Here is a 14,767-nt window from a genome sequence, read left to right on the forward strand (position 1 = left end):
CACGATGGGGGACGGCAGTCGGTCGCGCGACGAGACCTGGGCGGACTTTCGCGCCCGGTGCGACAGCATCCTGGACGGCCTGCCTCTGGACCCCGCGCAGCCCTTGACGATCGACGCGCTGTGCGCCGCGATCGAGCGGCAGAACGGCAGACCGCTGACCCTGTCGCCGCTGCCGCAGGACGCGGGAGCCGAAGCCGGCCTCTGCGGCCTGTGGATCAGCCTCGGCCGGGCCGACCACATCTTCTACGAGACGACCACCAGCGCCTTCCACCAGCGGCACATCATCCTGCACGAGATAGCCCATCTCCTGCTCGGCCACGGGACGCAGCCCGACGGCGACGGCCCGCTGCCCGGGATGGAGGCCCTCTTCCCCGACCTCGATCCCGCGACGGTGCGCAGACTGCTCGCCCGTGGCCGCACCGACTACACCGAACTCCAGGAGCAGCAGGCCGAACTGATGGCCACGCTGATCCATCAGCGGTCCACGGGCTGTGCCGCCCGCGCCGCCGCCCTGGCCGCGCAGGGATCCGACGTCCTCGACCGGTGGGCCCGCACGCTCGGCAAGGTGCGCCACCGGTGACGGCCGTACGACCGTACGAGGCTGTCCTGCTGCTCGTGATGTGGCCGCTCGCCGTGCAGACCGCCCGCCGGGCCCTGCGCAGCCGCTCCGCCCCGGAGGCCGTGCCCTCCCGACTGCTCGCCGGCGTCGTCGCCCTGGTCACCCTGTCGGTCACGGTCGGCGTCCCGGCGGTGCGCCGCCCGATCGACGCCGCGACCGGCGTGCAGGGCGGCACCAGCCTCCTCGGTCATCTGCTGGGCATCTCCGCGGTCGCCTGTCTGACCGGGTTCGTGCGTCATATGTCCGCACCGGCCGACGCACCCGTCCGCCGCCGCGCGCGCGACCGGCTTCCGCTGCCGCTGGCGGCCGCCGCCATGACCACGGCCTTCGTCCTGGTGCCCCGCCCGAGCGGCGAGAAGTACCTGCTGTTCACCGGTCATTCGGCGGCGCTGGTCGTCTACTGGGCCGTCTTCGTCGGGTTCGTGCTGCGGGGTGTGATCACGGTCGGGGTGACGTGTCTGCGGCACCACGAGCAGGCCCCGCCGGGCCCGCTGCGGACCTCTCTCCACCTGATCGGCGCGGGCGCGGCCGTCGCCCTCGCCTACGCCCTGCACCGGGGCGCCTGCCTGGTCCTGCGCGACTCGGGCAGCGTGCTGTTCCAGGACGCCGTCGTCGCACCCACCGCCCAGGTCCTGCTGGCCGGTTCCCTGCTGCTGTCCAGCGCCGGGATCGTCTGGCCCGCCGTGGCCGACCGGCGGCACGCCCGCGCCGTACGCCGCAGACTGCGCCGGATCGAACCGCTGTGGCGGACACTGTGCGCCGCCGTGCCCGAGGTCGTGCTGCCGCTGCCGGACGCCCTGCACACCGAGTCCGAGCTCGTCCTCTACAGGTACGCCGTCGAGATCAGCGACGTGATCCTGGCCCTCGACCCGTACCGCAGCCCCGCCGTGGAGGCGGCCGCACGGGAGCGGCTCGCCGCCCAGGGCTTCACCGGCCCGGGTCTGGCCGCGGCCACCGAGGCCGTCGTCCTGCGCTGCGCCATCGACCGGGCCCGGCCCGAACCGGCGCCGACCGCGAACCCGGCGCCCCCGGTGGAGCGCCGCATCCCCGACGGTGACCCACTGCAGTGGCTGGAACTCCTCGCCGTCCACTTCCGGCACCCACTGGTCCTCAGCACGGCCGCAACGCTCACCGTCCCGGCCGGCCACTGACGCCACGCAGGTCAGAACGTTCCTGCAGCACTGCTTTGGTGGGGCGGGTGGGACTCGAACCCACGGCCGACGGATTATGAGTCCGCTGCTCTAACCGGCTGAGCTACCGCCCCATAGCGGCGTGTCGCGTACATGTGTGCGCGCCGTCTGCCGCAGCATAGCCGCTCATACGATCTCCTGCCTCGGATGGTCGGCTTCCCGCGGCCTTCGTGACCATGAGGACTCCACCGGTGCCCCGGCGGTTCCACGCGGCCCGAACCGGACATGAAAAAGGACCCCTACGGGGTCCTCGTTCACGATGCTCCCCCGACTGGACTCGAACCAGTAACCTGCCGGTTAACAGCCGGCTGCTCTGCCAATTGAGCTACGGAGGACCGAGCTCCCCCGACTGGACTCGAACCAGTAACCTGCCGGTTAACAGCCGGCTGCTCTGCCAATTGAGCTACGGAGGAATGCCTCGTTGCATCGAACGTACCTACCTGGGTATTCGCCAGGGGGCGCTCGCTCGCTGCGACACATACATTAGCGCAAGCAGGGGGGTGCTCCGCCAATCGGTACTCCACCACCACGGAAGGGTGGCTCCGCCATGCGCTACAAGCTCACGTTCGTCGCCGGACTGGCGCTGGGTTACGTGCTGGGCACGCGTGCCGGGCGCGAGCGCTACGAACAGCTGAAGAAGTCCGCTCGCCAGGTCGCGCAGAACCCCGCGGTCCGCAACACCGCCGAGACGGCCGCCCACCAGGGCCGCCACTTCGCCGGCAAGGCGATCCACACGGTCAGCGAGAAGGTCGGCGACCGCGTCCCGGCCTCCGTCGCCGACCGCGTCCGCCACCTCCGCGACCGCAACGGCTCCTACCCGGAGCAGGACGACTGGGGCACCAGCAACACCTAGACACCCGGTGGTCCCCCCGGTACGGCAAAATCTAGCCTCATGGGGATAGTCGCCGGGTTGGACAGCTCGCCCGATTTCACTCGCATCGTCGTCTGCGACACGGACACCGGGGCCGTACTGAGGCAGGGTTACGCACCCCACCCAGTGGACGGCCCCGACGACACGCGCCCCAGCGACGTGGACCCGCAGGCATGGCTGCTCTCCCTCGGTGAGGCGGCCGGCGGCGGCCTGCTGGAGGGCGTCCAGGCCATCGGCGTCTCCGCCCAGGCAGGCGCCGTGATCCCGCTGGACGCGCAGGGGGCCACCGTGCGCCCGGCGATGACCGGCGGCGACAAGCGCGCCCAGGTCGCCGCCGCCGACCTCGTCGACGCGCTCGGCGGCCGCGAGGCATGGGCCCAGGCCGTCGGGTGCGTCCCCACGGCCGCGCACCCCCTCACCAAGCTGCGCTGGCTGCAGAAGACCGAGCCCGAGAACGCCGCGCGCACCGCCGTGCTGATGCAGGCCCACGACTGGCTGGTGTGGCAGCTCCTGGGCCGCCCGGTGCGGCGCACCACCGACCGGGGCGGGGCCTCCGGTACCGGCTACTGGTCGGCGGCGACCGGCGCCTACCGGCCCGACCTCGTGGAGCTGGCGCTCGGTCACCAGGCGATGCTGCCGGAGGTGATCGGGCCCGCGGAGGCGGCCGGTACGACACCGGAGGGGCTGCTGATCTCGGCGGGCACCGGCGAGACGATGGCCGCCGCGTTCGGCCTCGGGGTCGGCTTCGGCGACGCCGTGGTGTCGCTGGGCGCGTCCGGGTCGGTGATGGCCGTGCACCCCGAGCCGCTGCACGACGGCACCGGGACGATCACCTCGCTGGCCGACGCGACCGGCATGCACCTGCCCGTCGTCACCACGCTGAACGCCGTACGGACCCTGCGCGGCACCGCCGAACTGCTCGGCCTGCCCGATCTGGAGAGCCTGTCCGACCTGGCGATGAAGTCGACGCCGGGCGCGCACGGGCTGGTGCTGCTGCCCTATCTGGAGGGCGAGCGCGCCCCCCAGCTGCCGCACACCGCCGGAACGCTCGCCGGTCTGCGCCGCGAGTCGATGCGGCCGGAGCATCTGGCGCGGGCCGCGTTCGAGGGCATGCTGTGCGGCCTCGCCGACGCCCTGGACGTGCTGCGCGGCCGGGGCGTGGAGGTGCGGCGGATCTTCCTGCTGGGCCCGGCCGCGGAGCTGCCCGCGGTGCAGGTGGCGGCGCCCTCGCTGTTCGGGGCGCGGGTGGTGGTGCCGCAGCCCGCCGACTACGCGGCGATCGGCGCCGCCCGGCAGGCCGCCTGGGCGCTCGGCGTCTCCCAGGGCACCCTCGACCCCCGCACCCCGCCCGCCTGGCAGGGCGCGGCCGCGCAGATCCTCGACCCGGGCGAGGACCTCGCGGTGGGCCAGGCGGTCCGCCAGCAGTTCGTGTCGGTCCGGGAGCAGATCCATCCGGGCGCGTTCCGCCCGTGACGGGCACGGTGGGGCTGCTGACGGGCCCGATGGGGGCGGCCTGACGAGCCCGGCGGGGCGGCCTGACGGGCCCGATGCGTCGGCCTGACCGGGCCCGACGGGGGCGCCGGACCACCCGTCAGGGGCAGCTTGACCGACCCGATGCGGTCACCCGACGGGCCCGGCGGGTGCGGCCTGACGAGCCCGGCGGGGCACCCGACCGACCCGACGGAGGCGACCCGACCGGCCCGACGAGGGTGACCGACCGGCCCGACGAGGGCGGCCTGACGGGCCCGATGCGTCGGCTTGACCAGCCCGACGGGGCGCCCGACCGACCCGTCAGGGGCAGCTTGACCGGCCCGACGCGGTCAACCCGACCGGCCCGACGGAGGCAACCCGACGGGCCCGCCGGGGGCGATCCGACCAGCCCGATGCGGGCGACCCACCAACCCGGCGCGGGTGGCCCGACCAGCCCGGCGCGGGTGGCCCGACCGGTCGGCGCTGTCGGTCCGGCCCACCCGGCGGAGTCGGTAGCACACGCCTGATGGGTTAATCAGTTGAGGTAACACCGGTGAAGTGTTCGACGATGGGGGCCAGGGGCAACCACCGCCCCCGTCGCCGACCGCCTTGCCGCCCACTGCCGAGAGAAGCAGCGTGCTCATACGACTTCTGCGGACCTACCTCAGTCCCTACCGAAAACCCATCGCCGTGCTGGTGCTGCTGCAGTTCCTGCAGACCTGCGCCACCCTCTACCTGCCGACCCTGAACGCGGACATCATCGACAACGGTGTCGTGCACGGGGACACGGGCTACATCCTCTCCTTCGGCGCCCTGATGATCGCGATCTCGCTGGCGCAGGTCGTGTGCAACGTGGGTGCCGTCTTCTACGGCGCCCGCACCGCCGCCGCGCTGGGCCGGGACGTGCGGGCGGCGGTCTTCGACCGGGTGCAGTCCTTCTCCGCGCGCGAGGTGGGCCACTTCGGCGCCCCCTCCCTGATCACCCGGACCACGAACGACGTCCAGCAGGTGCAGACGCTGGCCCTGATGGCGTTCACCCTGATGGTGTCGGCGCCGATCATGTGCGTCGGCGGCATCGTGATGGCGCTCGGCCTGGACGTGCCGCTGTCCGCGGTGCTGGTCGCGGTCGTGCCGGTGCTGGGCCTGTGCGTGATGCTGATCGTGCGGGCGCTGCGGCCGCTGTTCCGGTCCATGCAGGAGCGCCTGGACACCGTGAACCGGGTGCTGCGCGAGCAGATCACCGGCAACCGGGTGATCCGCGCCTTCGTCCGCGACGAGTACGAGCAGCGGCGGTTCGGCCGGGCCAACGCCGAGCTGACCGAGATGTCGCTGGGCACCGGCAGGCTGCTGGCGCTGATGTTCCCGATCGTGATGACGGTGGTGAACCTGTCGTCGATCGCGGTGGTGTGGTTCGGCGCGCACCGCATCGACAGCGGCGGGATGGAGATCGGCGATCTGACGGCGTTCCTCGCGTATCTGATGCAGATCGTGATGGCCGTGATGATGGCCACCTTCATGTTCATGATGGTGCCGCGCGCCGAGGTGTGCGCCGAGCGGATCCAGGAGGTGCTGGACACCGACAGCAGCGTGGTGCCGCCGGTGAACCCGGTGCGGGAGCTGCGCCGGCGCGGTCATCTGGAGATCCGCGGCGCCGGGTTCCGCTACCCGGGTGCCGAGGAGCCGGTGCTCAGGCATGTCGACCTGGTGGCCCGGCCCGGTGAGATCACCGCGGTGATCGGTTCGACGGGCAGCGGCAAGTCCACGCTGCTGGGCCTGGTGCCGCGGCTGTTCGACGCCACCGAGGGCGAGGTGCTGGTCGACGGGGTGCCGGTGGCCGAGCTCGATCCGCGGCTGCTGTCACGGGTGGTCGGTCTGGTGCCGCAGAAGCCGTATCTGTTCGCGGGCACCGTCGCGACCAATCTGCGCTACGGCAATCCTCACGCCACGGACGAGGAGCTGTGGCACGCGCTGGAGGTGGCGCAGGGCAGGGAGTTCGTGGAGCGGCTGGAGGGCGGTCTGGACGCGCCGATCGCGCAGGGCGGCACCAATGTCTCCGGCGGTCAGCGCCAGCGTCTGGCCATCGCGCGGACGCTGGTGCAGCGCCCGGAGATCTATCTGTTCGACGACTCCTTCTCCGCGCTCGACTACGCCACCGACGCCGCGCTGCGGGCCGCGCTGGGCCGGGAGACCGCCGACGCGACCGTGGTGATCGTCGCGCAGCGGGTGGCGACCATCCGCGACGCCGACCGGATCGTCGTCCTCGACGAGGGCCGGGTGGTCGGCACGGGCCGGCATCACGAGCTGATGGCGGACAACGAGACCTACCGGGAGATCGTGCTCTCCCAGCTGACGGAAGCGGAGGCTGCCTGATGGCCGGGCCGATGGGGCGGATGATGGCCGGGGGCGGGCCGGATCAGCGCTCCATGGACTTCAAGGGCTCGCTGAAGCGGCTGGTCGCCCGGTTCCGGCCGGAGCGGCTGGTCATCGGCGCGCTGGTGCTGTGCGTGGTGGTCAGCGTCGCGCTGTCGGTGGCCGGGCCGAAGATCCTGGGCCGGGCCACGGACCTGGTGTTCGCGGGCATCGTCGGCCGGCAGATGGAGCCCGGCCAGAGCAAGGAGCAGGTCCTCGACGGGCTGCGCGAGCGCGGCGACGGCGACACCGCCGACATGCTGCGCGGCACCGACTTCACCCCCGGTAAGGGCATCGACTTCACCGAGGTCGGCCATGTGCTGCTGCTGGCGCTGGCGGTGTTCGTGGCCGCCGGTCTGCTGATGGCGGTGGCGACCCGGCTGGTGAACCGTGCGGTCAACCGGACCATGTACCGGATGCGCGAGGACGTGGCCGCGAAGCTGTCGCGGCTGCCGCTGTCGTACTTCGACAAGCGGCAGCGCGGTGAGGTGCTCAGCCGGGCCACCAACGACATCGACAACATCGGGCAGACCCTCAACCAGTCGATGGGCCAGCTGATCAACTCGGTGCTCACCATCATCGGTGTGCTGGCGATGATGTTCTGGGTGTCCTGGCTGCTGGCGCTGGTCGCGCTGGTCACCGTGCCGCTGTCGTACGTCGTCGCGACGCGGGTCGGCAAGCGCTCGCAGCCGCACTTCGTGCAGCAGTGGCGCTCCACCGGGAAGCTGAACGCGCACATCGAGGAGATGTACACCGGCCACGCCCTGGTGAAGGTGTTCGGGCGGCAGGAGGAGTCGGCGCGGCAGTTCGCCGAGCAGAACGAGGCGCTGTACGAGGCCGGGTTCAAGGCGCAGTTCAACAGCGGGATCATGCAGCCGCTGATGATGTTCGTCTCGAACCTCAACTACGTCCTCGTGGCGGTCATCGGCGGTCTGCGGGTGGCGTCCGGTGCGCTGTCGATCGGTGACGTGCAGGCGTTCATCCAGTACTCGCGGAACTTCTCGATGCCGCTCACGCAGGTCGCGTCGATGGCGAACCTGGTGCAGTCGGGTGTGGCCTCCGCCGAGCGGGTCTTCGAACTCCTCGACGCGGACGAGCAGTCGGCGGACCCGGTGCCGGGGCTGCGGCCGCAGGAGCTGCGCGGGCGGGTGGCGCTGGAGAAGGTGTCCTTCCGCTACGACCCGGACAAGCCGCTCATCGAGAACCTCTCCCTGACGGTGGAGCCGGGGCAGACGGTCGCGATCGTCGGCCCGACCGGCGCGGGCAAGACCACGCTGGTCAATCTGCTCATGCGGTTCTACGAGGTGTCGGGCGGGCACATCACCCTCGACGGGGTCGACATCGCGCGGATGTCCCGCGACGAGCTGCGCTCGGCGATCGGCATGGTGCTCCAGGACACCTGGCTGTTCGGCGGCACCATCGCCGAGAACATCGCCTACGGGGCCGCGCGCGAGGTCACCCGCGGGGAGATCGAGGAGGCGGCGCGGGCGGCGCACGCCGACCGGTTCATCCGTACGCTGCCCGACGGCTACGACACGGTGATCGACGACGAGGGCACGGGCGTCAGCGCGGGCGAGAAGCAGCTGATCACCATCGCGCGGGCGTTCCTGTCCGACCCGGTGATCCTGGTCCTCGACGAGGCGACGTCGTCGGTCGACACCCGTACCGAGGTGCTGATCCAGAAGGCGATGGCCAAACTCGCGCACGGGCGCACGTCGTTCGTGATCGCGCACCGGCTGTCGACGATCCGGGACGCGGACACCATCCTGGTGATGGAGAACGGCTCCATCGTCGAACAGGGCGCGCACGAGGAGCTGCTGGCGGCGGACGGGGCGTATGCCCGGCTGTACGCGGCGCAGTTCGCGCAGGCGGTCGCGGAGGTCGACTGAGGCCGGCCAGGGGGCGGGGGGCCGCCGGCCGGCGGCCCCCTGTCACTCCAGATAGCCCCTGAGCTGGTCGGCGAAGGCGTGGTCGCGGAGTTTGTTGAGGGTCTTGGACTCGATCTGCCGTATCCGTTCGCGGGTGACGCCGAAGATGCGGCCGATCTCCTCCAGGGTGCGCGGGCGGCCGTCGACGAGGCCGTAGCGCAGCTGGACGACCTTGCGTTCGCGTTCGCCGAGGGTGGAGAGCACCGCCTCCAGGTGCTCGCGCAGCAGCAGGAAGGCCGCGGACTCGACGGGGGACGCGGCGTCGCCGTCCTCGATGAGGTCGCCGAGGGCGACGTCGTCCTCCTCGCCGACCGGGGCGTGCAGGGAGACGGGTTCCTGGGCCAGGCGCAGGACTTCGCCGACCCGCTCGGGCGGCAGGTCGAGCTCGGCGGCGACCTCCTCGGCGGTCGGTTCGTAGCCGCGCTCCTGGAGCATGCGGCGCTGGACGCGCACCACCCGGTTGATGAGCTCCACGACATGGACGGGCACGCGGATGGTGCGGGCCTGGTCGGCGAGCGCGCGGGACATGGCCTGCCGGATCCACCAGGTGGCGTAGGTGGAGAACTTGTAGCCGCGGGCGTAGTCGAACTTCTCCACGGCCCGGATCAGGCCCAGGTTGCCCTCCTGCACCAGGTCGAGCATGGTCAGCCCGCGGCCGACGTACCGCTTGGCGACGGACACCACCAGGCGCAGGTTGGCCTCGATGAGGCGGCGTTTGGCCATGCGGCCCATGACGACCAGCCGGTCGAGGTCGAGGGCCAGTTCGGTGTCCAGGTCGGGTGAGGTGAGGAGCTTCTCCTCGGCGAACAGGCCGGCCTCGACGCGTCGGGCGAGGTCGACCTCCTCGGCGGCGGTGAGCAGCGGGATGCGGCCGATCTCCCGCAGGTACTGACGGAACAGGTCGGAGGAGGGTCCGCCGGTGTCGGCGCGGGCGGGGGCGGCCGGCTCCTCCGGTTCGTTCTCCGACCGCAGGGCCTCGGCGGGCGGCTCGGCGGGCTCGGTCGGGGCCTCCTCCTCCGGGTCGGCCTCGGGGTGGAGCGCGGCACGGCTCTGCGGCGGCACGGCGACGAGCACCGCGCTCTCGGCGTCGGGCTCCGGGCCGTCCGGGGTGACATCGGTCTGGACGAGGGTCTGGGTCTGCACGGGGGCGACCTCCAGGGTGATCGCTGCGGAGTGGTACGGCAGCGCTGCTTCGGGGGCGGAGTCGGCGGCCTCGCCGCTGTCCGTCCCCAACGCGATGAGCGGAATCGCGGGGTGGGAGGACCCGTGGGGGACGGATCGGCCGCGCTCCGAGGACTCAGGCACCGGCACCAGTGTGGGGTACGACACATCCTCGCCACGAGGGGCGTGCGAGCACTTTTTGAGTCCGGTCCGTGACCGCCCGATTACCGGGCGGCGAAACGCGGATGCCCGCACCGGCGCTGATCTGGCACGATCCCCGGGTGTCCGGATCCTTGTACGAAACCCATGTCACCGTGCGCTGCGACGGAGCCGCCGAGTCCGCGCGGCTGCGCGCCTGGGCGGCCGCCGCCGGTCTGAAGCTCACCGAGATCGAACTGGCCCGTGGCCGGATGCGGTCGCAGCCGATGCTGACCCTGCGGGACGCGGACAGCTACGCCGCCGCACGGGCGCGGGCGGAGGAGGTCGCGGCGCGGCTGCGCGCGGACGGATTCGTGCCGGTACGGGTGAAGACGGAGTCGGCGCCGTGGGCGCCGGAGGTGCCGGGCGAACCCTGCGGCGGGGAGCGGTACTTCGAGCATCACGTGAAGCTGCGGCTGGCCGCGGACACCGACCTCGGCGCGCTCGCCGCCCGGGTGGTGCCCCATGGGGCGCATCTGTCGTGGAACGCGCGCCGGGTGGTGGGCGGGGGACGGCACGAGCGGTTCGTGACGCAGCGGTGCCGCTGGGTGGACGCCGAGGGGGCCGGGCGGGCGCTGGAGGCGCTGCTGGCGGAGCTGGCGGGTCTGGACGTGGTGGATGTGGAGCGGGAGTTCGTGCTGTACGACAGCGATCTGTCCGTGGACGACGGGTGGATCGAGGACCATGTGACGCAGGGGGTGCGGGGATGAGCCGGTCGTGGTGGAACTGGAGCCTGTGGCGCAAGGAGGTGCCGGCGCAGGAGCTGGACGACGCGATCCGGCGCGACCGCGAGTTCCCCCTCACCCTGCGCACCGTGCCCGGCGAGGGCGTCACCCAGCACCTGGTGTTCGACCCGTCGATGAAGCACCACTACAACGCCTATCGCGCCACCGACCCCGCCTTCGCCGACCCGTCCCGCACCGACGCCTGGCGCACGGCCCGGCGCCGGGCGCTGGACCTGGTCCTCACGGCGGTCGCGGAGTCGGAGTGGGCCGGGTCCCTGGTGCTGCGCGGCAGCGTCCTGATGGCCGCCTGGTTCGGTGAGCAGGCGCGCGAGCCCGGTGACCTGGACTTCGTCGTCGTACCGCCGACCTGGAAGATCGACGACGAGCGCACGGCCCGGATGCTCGACGGCATCGCGCGGGCCGCGTCGCAGGCGTCCGGGGACGAGGTGCGGATCTCGGCCGAGGGCGCGGTCGTGGAGGACATCTGGACCTACGACCGGGTGCCCGGCCGCCGCATGGTGCTGCCGTGGACCGCGCCCGGACTCCCCCACGGCCACGTCCAACTGGACTTCGTCTTCAACGAGCCGCTGCCGGAGCCGCCCGAGCCGCTGCGGCTGCCCGGCGGCGCGGTCGTGCGGGCGGCGTCGCCGCGGCTGTCGCTGGCCTGGAAGCTGATGTGGCTGCTCACCGATGTGCACGGGCAGGGCAAGGACCTCTACGACGCGGTCCTGCTCGCCGAGCGGCACCCGCTGCCGTATGAGCTGCTGTACGAGGTGTTCGACCTGTCGGGCGAGTGGCCCTGGAGCCCGTACCGCAAGCGGATCGACTACGAGGAGGTCGTGGCGGCGGTCCGGGAGGTCGAGTGGGACCACTTCGCCGTCGAGTACCCGCAGTACGCGGACGCCGAGCGGGAGTTCGCCGACCGGCTGCTCAGCGCCCTCGCCCCGACCTTCGAGGGGCGGGCGTCACAGGGCGCCGGCCCCGTGCTCCCGTAGCGCCTGGTCGTACTGCTGGAGGACCCACAGCTCGTTCTGGCAGGCGGCCAGTTCGGCGGGGTCGCCGCCGGAGGCGAGGCGGGTGAGCTGGGACTGGATGTCGCGGATGCGGCGCTCGACGGCACGGCGGCGGACCTGGACGAGGACCGTGCCCGCGTACACCTCGTCGACCGTGCGCCGCATGATCGCCTCGACGGCGAGCTCGGTGACCATGGCGCGGACGGTGTCGTCGGGGGCGGCCTCCATGACCCGGACCAGGTACTGCTGCGGGTCCGGGATGCCGTACTCGGCGCCGCCCGCCTCTCCGATCGCCTGGCGTACGGCGGCGTAGGGCGGGGCGGTGAACTCGTCCACTCCGTAGGCGTCGAAGGCCGGGGAGACCAGTTCGGGGCGCTGGAGGGCGAGTTTGAGCAGCTCGCGCTCGGTGGCGTAGACGGGGTTGCGGAGGTTCAGGGCCGGGCCGGAGGGAGCGGCGGGGGCGGCCGGGTACGGCTGGGGGCCGCGCCGGCGCTGCTCGGGGGCCGGGCCGCGGCCGCCGCGGTCGCGGGCCCAGCGGGCGAGCTGGGCCACCCGCTTGACGACGAACTGGGTGTCGAGGATGCCGAGCATGCCGGCGAGCTGGACGGCGACCTCGTGCTGGGCGCCGCTGTTCTTGATCCGGGCGACGACCGGCGCGGCCTCGTCGAGGGCGGCGGCGCGGCCGGCCGGGGTGTTCAGGTCGTAGCGGCTCACGATCTGGCGGAGCGCGAACTCGAACAGCGGGGTGCGCGGTTCGACCAGGTCGGCTACCGCGTCGTCGCCCTTGGCCAGGCGCAGCTCGCAGGGGTCCATGCCGTCGGGGGCGATGGCGATGTAGGTCTCGGCGGCGAACTTCTGGTCGTCCTCGAAGGCGCGCAGGGCGGCCTTCTGGCCGGCGGCGTCGCCGTCGAAGGTGAAGATCACGCGGGCCGAGCCGTTGTCCATGAGGAGACGGCGCAGGATCTTGATGTGGTCGGAGCCGAAGGCGGTGCCGCAGGTGGCGATGGCGGTGGTGACGCCGGCCAGGTGGCAGGCCATGACGTCGGTGTAGCCCTCCACCACGACCGCGCGGGACGACTTCGCGATGTCCTTCTTCGCCAGGTCGATGCCGTAGAGGACCTGGGACTTCCGGTAGATCGCGGTGTCGGGGGTGTTGAGGTACTTGGGGCCGTTGTCCGCCTCGTAGAGCTTGCGCGCGCCGAAGCCGACGACATCGCCGCCGATGTCGCGGATCGGCCACATCAGGCGTCCCCGGAAGCGGTCGATGGGCCCGCGGCGGCCTTCCTGGCTGAGCCCGGAGAGGATCAGCTCCTTGTCGGTGAAGCCCTTGCCGCGCAGATGGCGGGTGAGGTGGTCCCAGCCCTGGGGGCTGTAGCCGACGCCGAAGTGGACGGCGGCGGCCTGGTCGAAACCGCGCTCGGCGAGGAAGATCCGGCCGGTCTCGGCCTCGGGGCTGACGGCGAGCTGTTCCGCGTACCACTCGGCGGCGATCTTGTGGGCCTCGACCAGGCGGATGCGTTCGCCGCGCTGGTGGGCGGGGTTGTAGCCGCCCTCCTCGTAGCGCAGGGTGATGCCGGCCTGGGCGGCCAGCCGCTCGACCGCCTCCGAGAAGGTGAGGTGGTCGATCTTCATCACGAACGTGATGGTGTCGCCGCCCTCCTGGCAGCCGAAGCAGTGGAAGAGTCCCTTGCTCGGGCTGACCTGGAAGGACGGCGACTTCTCGTCGTGGAACGGGCACAGCCCCTTGAGGTTGCCGCCGCCCGCGTTGCGCAGCTGGAGGTACTCGGACACCACGGCGTCGATCGGGACCGCGTCCCGTACCGCCTTCACGTCCTCGTCGTTGATCCGTCCTGCCACGTGGTGATTCTACGGGGGTGGTGTGACAGTGCCGGTGCCGTGGAGCTCGGGGAGGTCAGGGGGTGAGGCTCTCCAGGGGGGTGTGGGGGTCGGCCAGGGCCTCCGTGTTCACCTGGGACCGGGAGCGGATGAGGTTCTGGATCGGCTCTGTGACGTCCCACACGTTCACGTTCATGCCGGCCAGCACCCGGCCCTCCTTCACCCAGAACGCGATGAACTCCCGCTTCCCGGCGTCCCCGCGGATCACCACCTGGTCGTACGAGCCGGGCGGCGCCCATCCGCTGTACTCCATGCCCAGGTCGTACTGGTCGGAGAAGAAGTAGGGCACGCGGTCGTAGGTGACGTCCTGGCCGAGCATCGAGCGGGCCGCGGCCGGGCCGCCGTTCAGCGCGTTCGCCCAGTGCTCGACGCGGACGCGGGTGCCGTACAGGTCGTGCGGGAAGGAGACGACGTCGCCGGCCGCGTAGATGTCGGGGTCGGACGTGCGCAGAGCGGCGTCGGCGACGATGCCGCCGCCGTGCGCCCGGTCGGCGATCTCCAGGCCCGCCGCCTCCGCGAGCGCGGTGCGCGGCGCCGCGCCGATCGCGGCGAGGACGTGGTGCGCCGGGTGCTCCTCGCCGTCGTCCGTGCGGACCGCGAGGACCATGCCGTCCTGCCCGGTGATCTCGGTGAGCCGGGCGCCGAAGTGGAAGCGCACGCCGTGCTCGGTGTGCAGGTCGGCGAAGAGCCGGCCCAGCTCGGGGCCGAGGACGCCGTGCAGCGGGGTCGGCTCCGGCTCGATGACCGTGACCTCGGCGCCGTACTGCCGGGCCGCCGCCGCGACCTCCAGGCCGATCCAGCCGGCCCCGGCGATCACCAGGTGGCCGTTGTCGCGGCCCAGCGCGGTCAGGACGCCCTTGAGGCGCTCGGCGTGCGCGAGCCGGCGCAGATGGTGGACGCCCACCAGGTCGGTGCCGGGGACGGACAGCCGGCGCGGCTCGGCGCCGGTGGCCAGCAGCAGCTTGTCGTAGCGCACGAGGGTGCCGTCGTCGCCGAAGCGCACCGTCCGGGCGGCCGGGTCGATCGCGTCGACGGTCTGCCCGAGGTGCAGTTCGACGTCATGGCGGGCGTACCAGGCGGGCTCGTGCACGAAGACGCTGTCGCGCTCCTCCTTGCCGAGCAGATAGCCCTTGGACAGCGCAGGCCGCTCGTAGGGGTGGTCGCGCTCGTCGCAGATCAGTATCACCCGCCCGGTGAAACCCTCCGCGCGGAGCGTCTCGGCCGCCTTCGCCCCGGCGAGACCGCCTCCGACGATGACGAATGTCTGGTCCGCGTCGACCACTTGAT

Annotated in this window: 11 protein-coding genes and 3 tRNA genes; 8 read left to right on the plus strand and 6 right to left on the minus strand. The window is 72.2% G+C overall.

Features of this window, described 5'->3' with window-relative positions; all coding sequences use genetic code 11:
• The first annotated feature begins 4 nt into the window (after positions 1–4).
• Together ACSU6M_RS10980 and ACSU6M_RS10985 are read left to right on the plus strand one after the other, a co-directional pair.
• A complete protein-coding gene (locus tag ACSU6M_RS10980) occupies positions 5–580 on the plus strand; it encodes an ImmA/IrrE family metallo-endopeptidase (protein WP_437069139.1) in 576 nt (191 codons plus the stop codon).
• The gene (locus ACSU6M_RS10985; protein ID WP_437069141.1) at positions 577–1,770 is read left to right on the plus strand and encodes an MAB_1171c family putative transporter; all 1,194 of its coding nucleotides are present in this window, start codon (positions 577–579) and stop codon (positions 1,768–1,770) included. The genes ACSU6M_RS10980 and ACSU6M_RS10985 overlap by 4 nt, the downstream gene beginning before the upstream one ends.
• 36 nt (positions 1,771–1,806) lie before the next feature.
• Here ACSU6M_RS10985 and ACSU6M_RS10990 read toward each other — a convergent pair.
• From ACSU6M_RS10990 to ACSU6M_RS11000, 3 genes are all read right to left on the minus strand, one after another.
• Positions 1,807–1,883: transfer RNA gene (locus ACSU6M_RS10990), tRNA-Ile, on the minus strand.
• Between the two features lie 188 nt (positions 1,884–2,071).
• Positions 2,072–2,144, minus strand: a tRNA-Asn gene (locus ACSU6M_RS10995).
• Positions 2,145–2,149: 5 nt separating this feature from the next.
• Positions 2,150–2,222, minus strand: a tRNA-Asn gene (locus ACSU6M_RS11000).
• A 134-nt stretch (positions 2,223–2,356) separates the two neighbouring features.
• On the opposite strand from ACSU6M_RS11000, the gene ACSU6M_RS11005 reads away from it, so the two are divergent.
• The 4 genes from ACSU6M_RS11005 (at position 2,357) to ACSU6M_RS11020 (ending at position 8,448) form a co-directional block, all read left to right on the plus strand.
• Positions 2,357–2,662, plus strand: a complete 306-nt coding sequence (locus ACSU6M_RS11005; RefSeq protein ID WP_437069142.1) for a YtxH domain-containing protein — start codon at positions 2,357–2,359, stop codon at positions 2,660–2,662.
• Positions 2,663–2,701: 39 nt separating this feature from the next.
• Positions 2,702–4,153 carry a xylulokinase gene (locus ACSU6M_RS11010; RefSeq protein ID WP_437069143.1) on the plus strand — a complete coding sequence of 484 codons (1,452 nt, stop codon included), beginning with the start codon at positions 2,702–2,704 and terminating at the stop codon, positions 4,151–4,153.
• A 633-nt stretch (positions 4,154–4,786) separates the two neighbouring features.
• Positions 4,787–6,520 (plus strand): ABC transporter ATP-binding protein, encoded by a 1,734-nt coding sequence (locus tag ACSU6M_RS11015; RefSeq protein ID WP_437069145.1) that lies wholly within the window; start codon positions 4,787–4,789, stop codon positions 6,518–6,520.
• Positions 6,520–8,448, plus strand: a complete 1,929-nt coding sequence (locus ACSU6M_RS11020; protein WP_437069146.1) for an ABC transporter ATP-binding protein — start codon at positions 6,520–6,522, stop codon at positions 8,446–8,448. The genes ACSU6M_RS11015 and ACSU6M_RS11020 overlap by 1 nt, the downstream gene beginning before the upstream one ends.
• Before the next feature lie 42 nt (positions 8,449–8,490).
• Here the strand turns inward: ACSU6M_RS11020 and ACSU6M_RS11025 are convergent, their stop codons facing one another.
• Positions 8,491–9,792 (minus strand): RNA polymerase sigma factor, encoded by a 1,302-nt coding sequence (locus ACSU6M_RS11025; RefSeq protein WP_437069148.1) that lies wholly within the window; start codon positions 9,790–9,792, stop codon positions 8,491–8,493.
• Positions 9,793–9,893: 101 nt separating this feature from the next.
• Between ACSU6M_RS11025 and ACSU6M_RS11030 the strand changes: the two genes are divergently transcribed.
• Together ACSU6M_RS11030 and ACSU6M_RS11035 are read left to right on the plus strand one after the other, a co-directional pair.
• Positions 9,894–10,556 (plus strand): hypothetical protein, encoded by a 663-nt coding sequence (locus ACSU6M_RS11030; RefSeq protein WP_437069150.1) that lies wholly within the window; start codon positions 9,894–9,896, stop codon positions 10,554–10,556.
• Positions 10,553–11,566, plus strand: a complete 1,014-nt coding sequence (locus tag ACSU6M_RS11035; protein WP_437069152.1) for a nucleotidyl transferase AbiEii/AbiGii toxin family protein — start codon at positions 10,553–10,555, stop codon at positions 11,564–11,566. Before ACSU6M_RS11030 ends, ACSU6M_RS11035 begins: the two co-directional genes overlap by 4 nt.
• Here ACSU6M_RS11035 and dnaG read toward each other — a convergent pair.
• Together dnaG and ACSU6M_RS11045 are read right to left on the minus strand one after the other, a co-directional pair.
• Complete coding sequence (gene dnaG, locus ACSU6M_RS11040) at positions 11,537–13,441, minus strand: DNA primase (RefSeq protein WP_437069154.1); 1,905 nt, start codon at positions 13,439–13,441, stop codon at positions 11,537–11,539. The genes ACSU6M_RS11035 and dnaG overlap by 30 nt on opposite strands.
• Before the next feature lie 55 nt (positions 13,442–13,496).
• Positions 13,497–14,762: an NAD(P)/FAD-dependent oxidoreductase gene (locus ACSU6M_RS11045; RefSeq protein ID WP_437069156.1), complete on the minus strand. Its 1,266-nt coding sequence runs from the start codon at positions 14,760–14,762 to the stop codon at positions 13,497–13,499.
• Positions 14,763–14,767 lie beyond the last annotated feature (5 nt).

The organism is Streptomyces sp. enrichment culture, from assembly GCF_964272895.1.
Classification (GTDB): Bacteria; Actinomycetota; Actinomycetes; order Streptomycetales; family Streptomycetaceae; genus Streptomyces.

Coding starts and splice junctions, on each gene's coding strand:
- ACSU6M_RS10980 (WP_437069139.1), top strand. CDS start 5: ATGGGGGACGGCAGTCGGTCGCGCGACGAGACCTGGGCGGACTTTCGC.
- ACSU6M_RS11005 (WP_437069142.1), top strand. CDS start 2,357: ATGCGCTACAAGCTCACGTTCGTCGCCGGACTGGCGCTGGGTTACGTG.
- ACSU6M_RS11010 (WP_437069143.1), top strand. CDS start 2,702: ATGGGGATAGTCGCCGGGTTGGACAGCTCGCCCGATTTCACTCGCATC.
- ACSU6M_RS11020 (WP_437069146.1), top strand. CDS start 6,520: ATGGCCGGGCCGATGGGGCGGATGATGGCCGGGGGCGGGCCGGATCAG.
- ACSU6M_RS11030 (WP_437069150.1), top strand. CDS start 9,894: ATGCCCGCACCGGCGCTGATCTGGCACGATCCCCGGGTGTCCGGATCC.
- ACSU6M_RS11035 (WP_437069152.1), top strand. CDS start 10,553: ATGAGCCGGTCGTGGTGGAACTGGAGCCTGTGGCGCAAGGAGGTGCCG.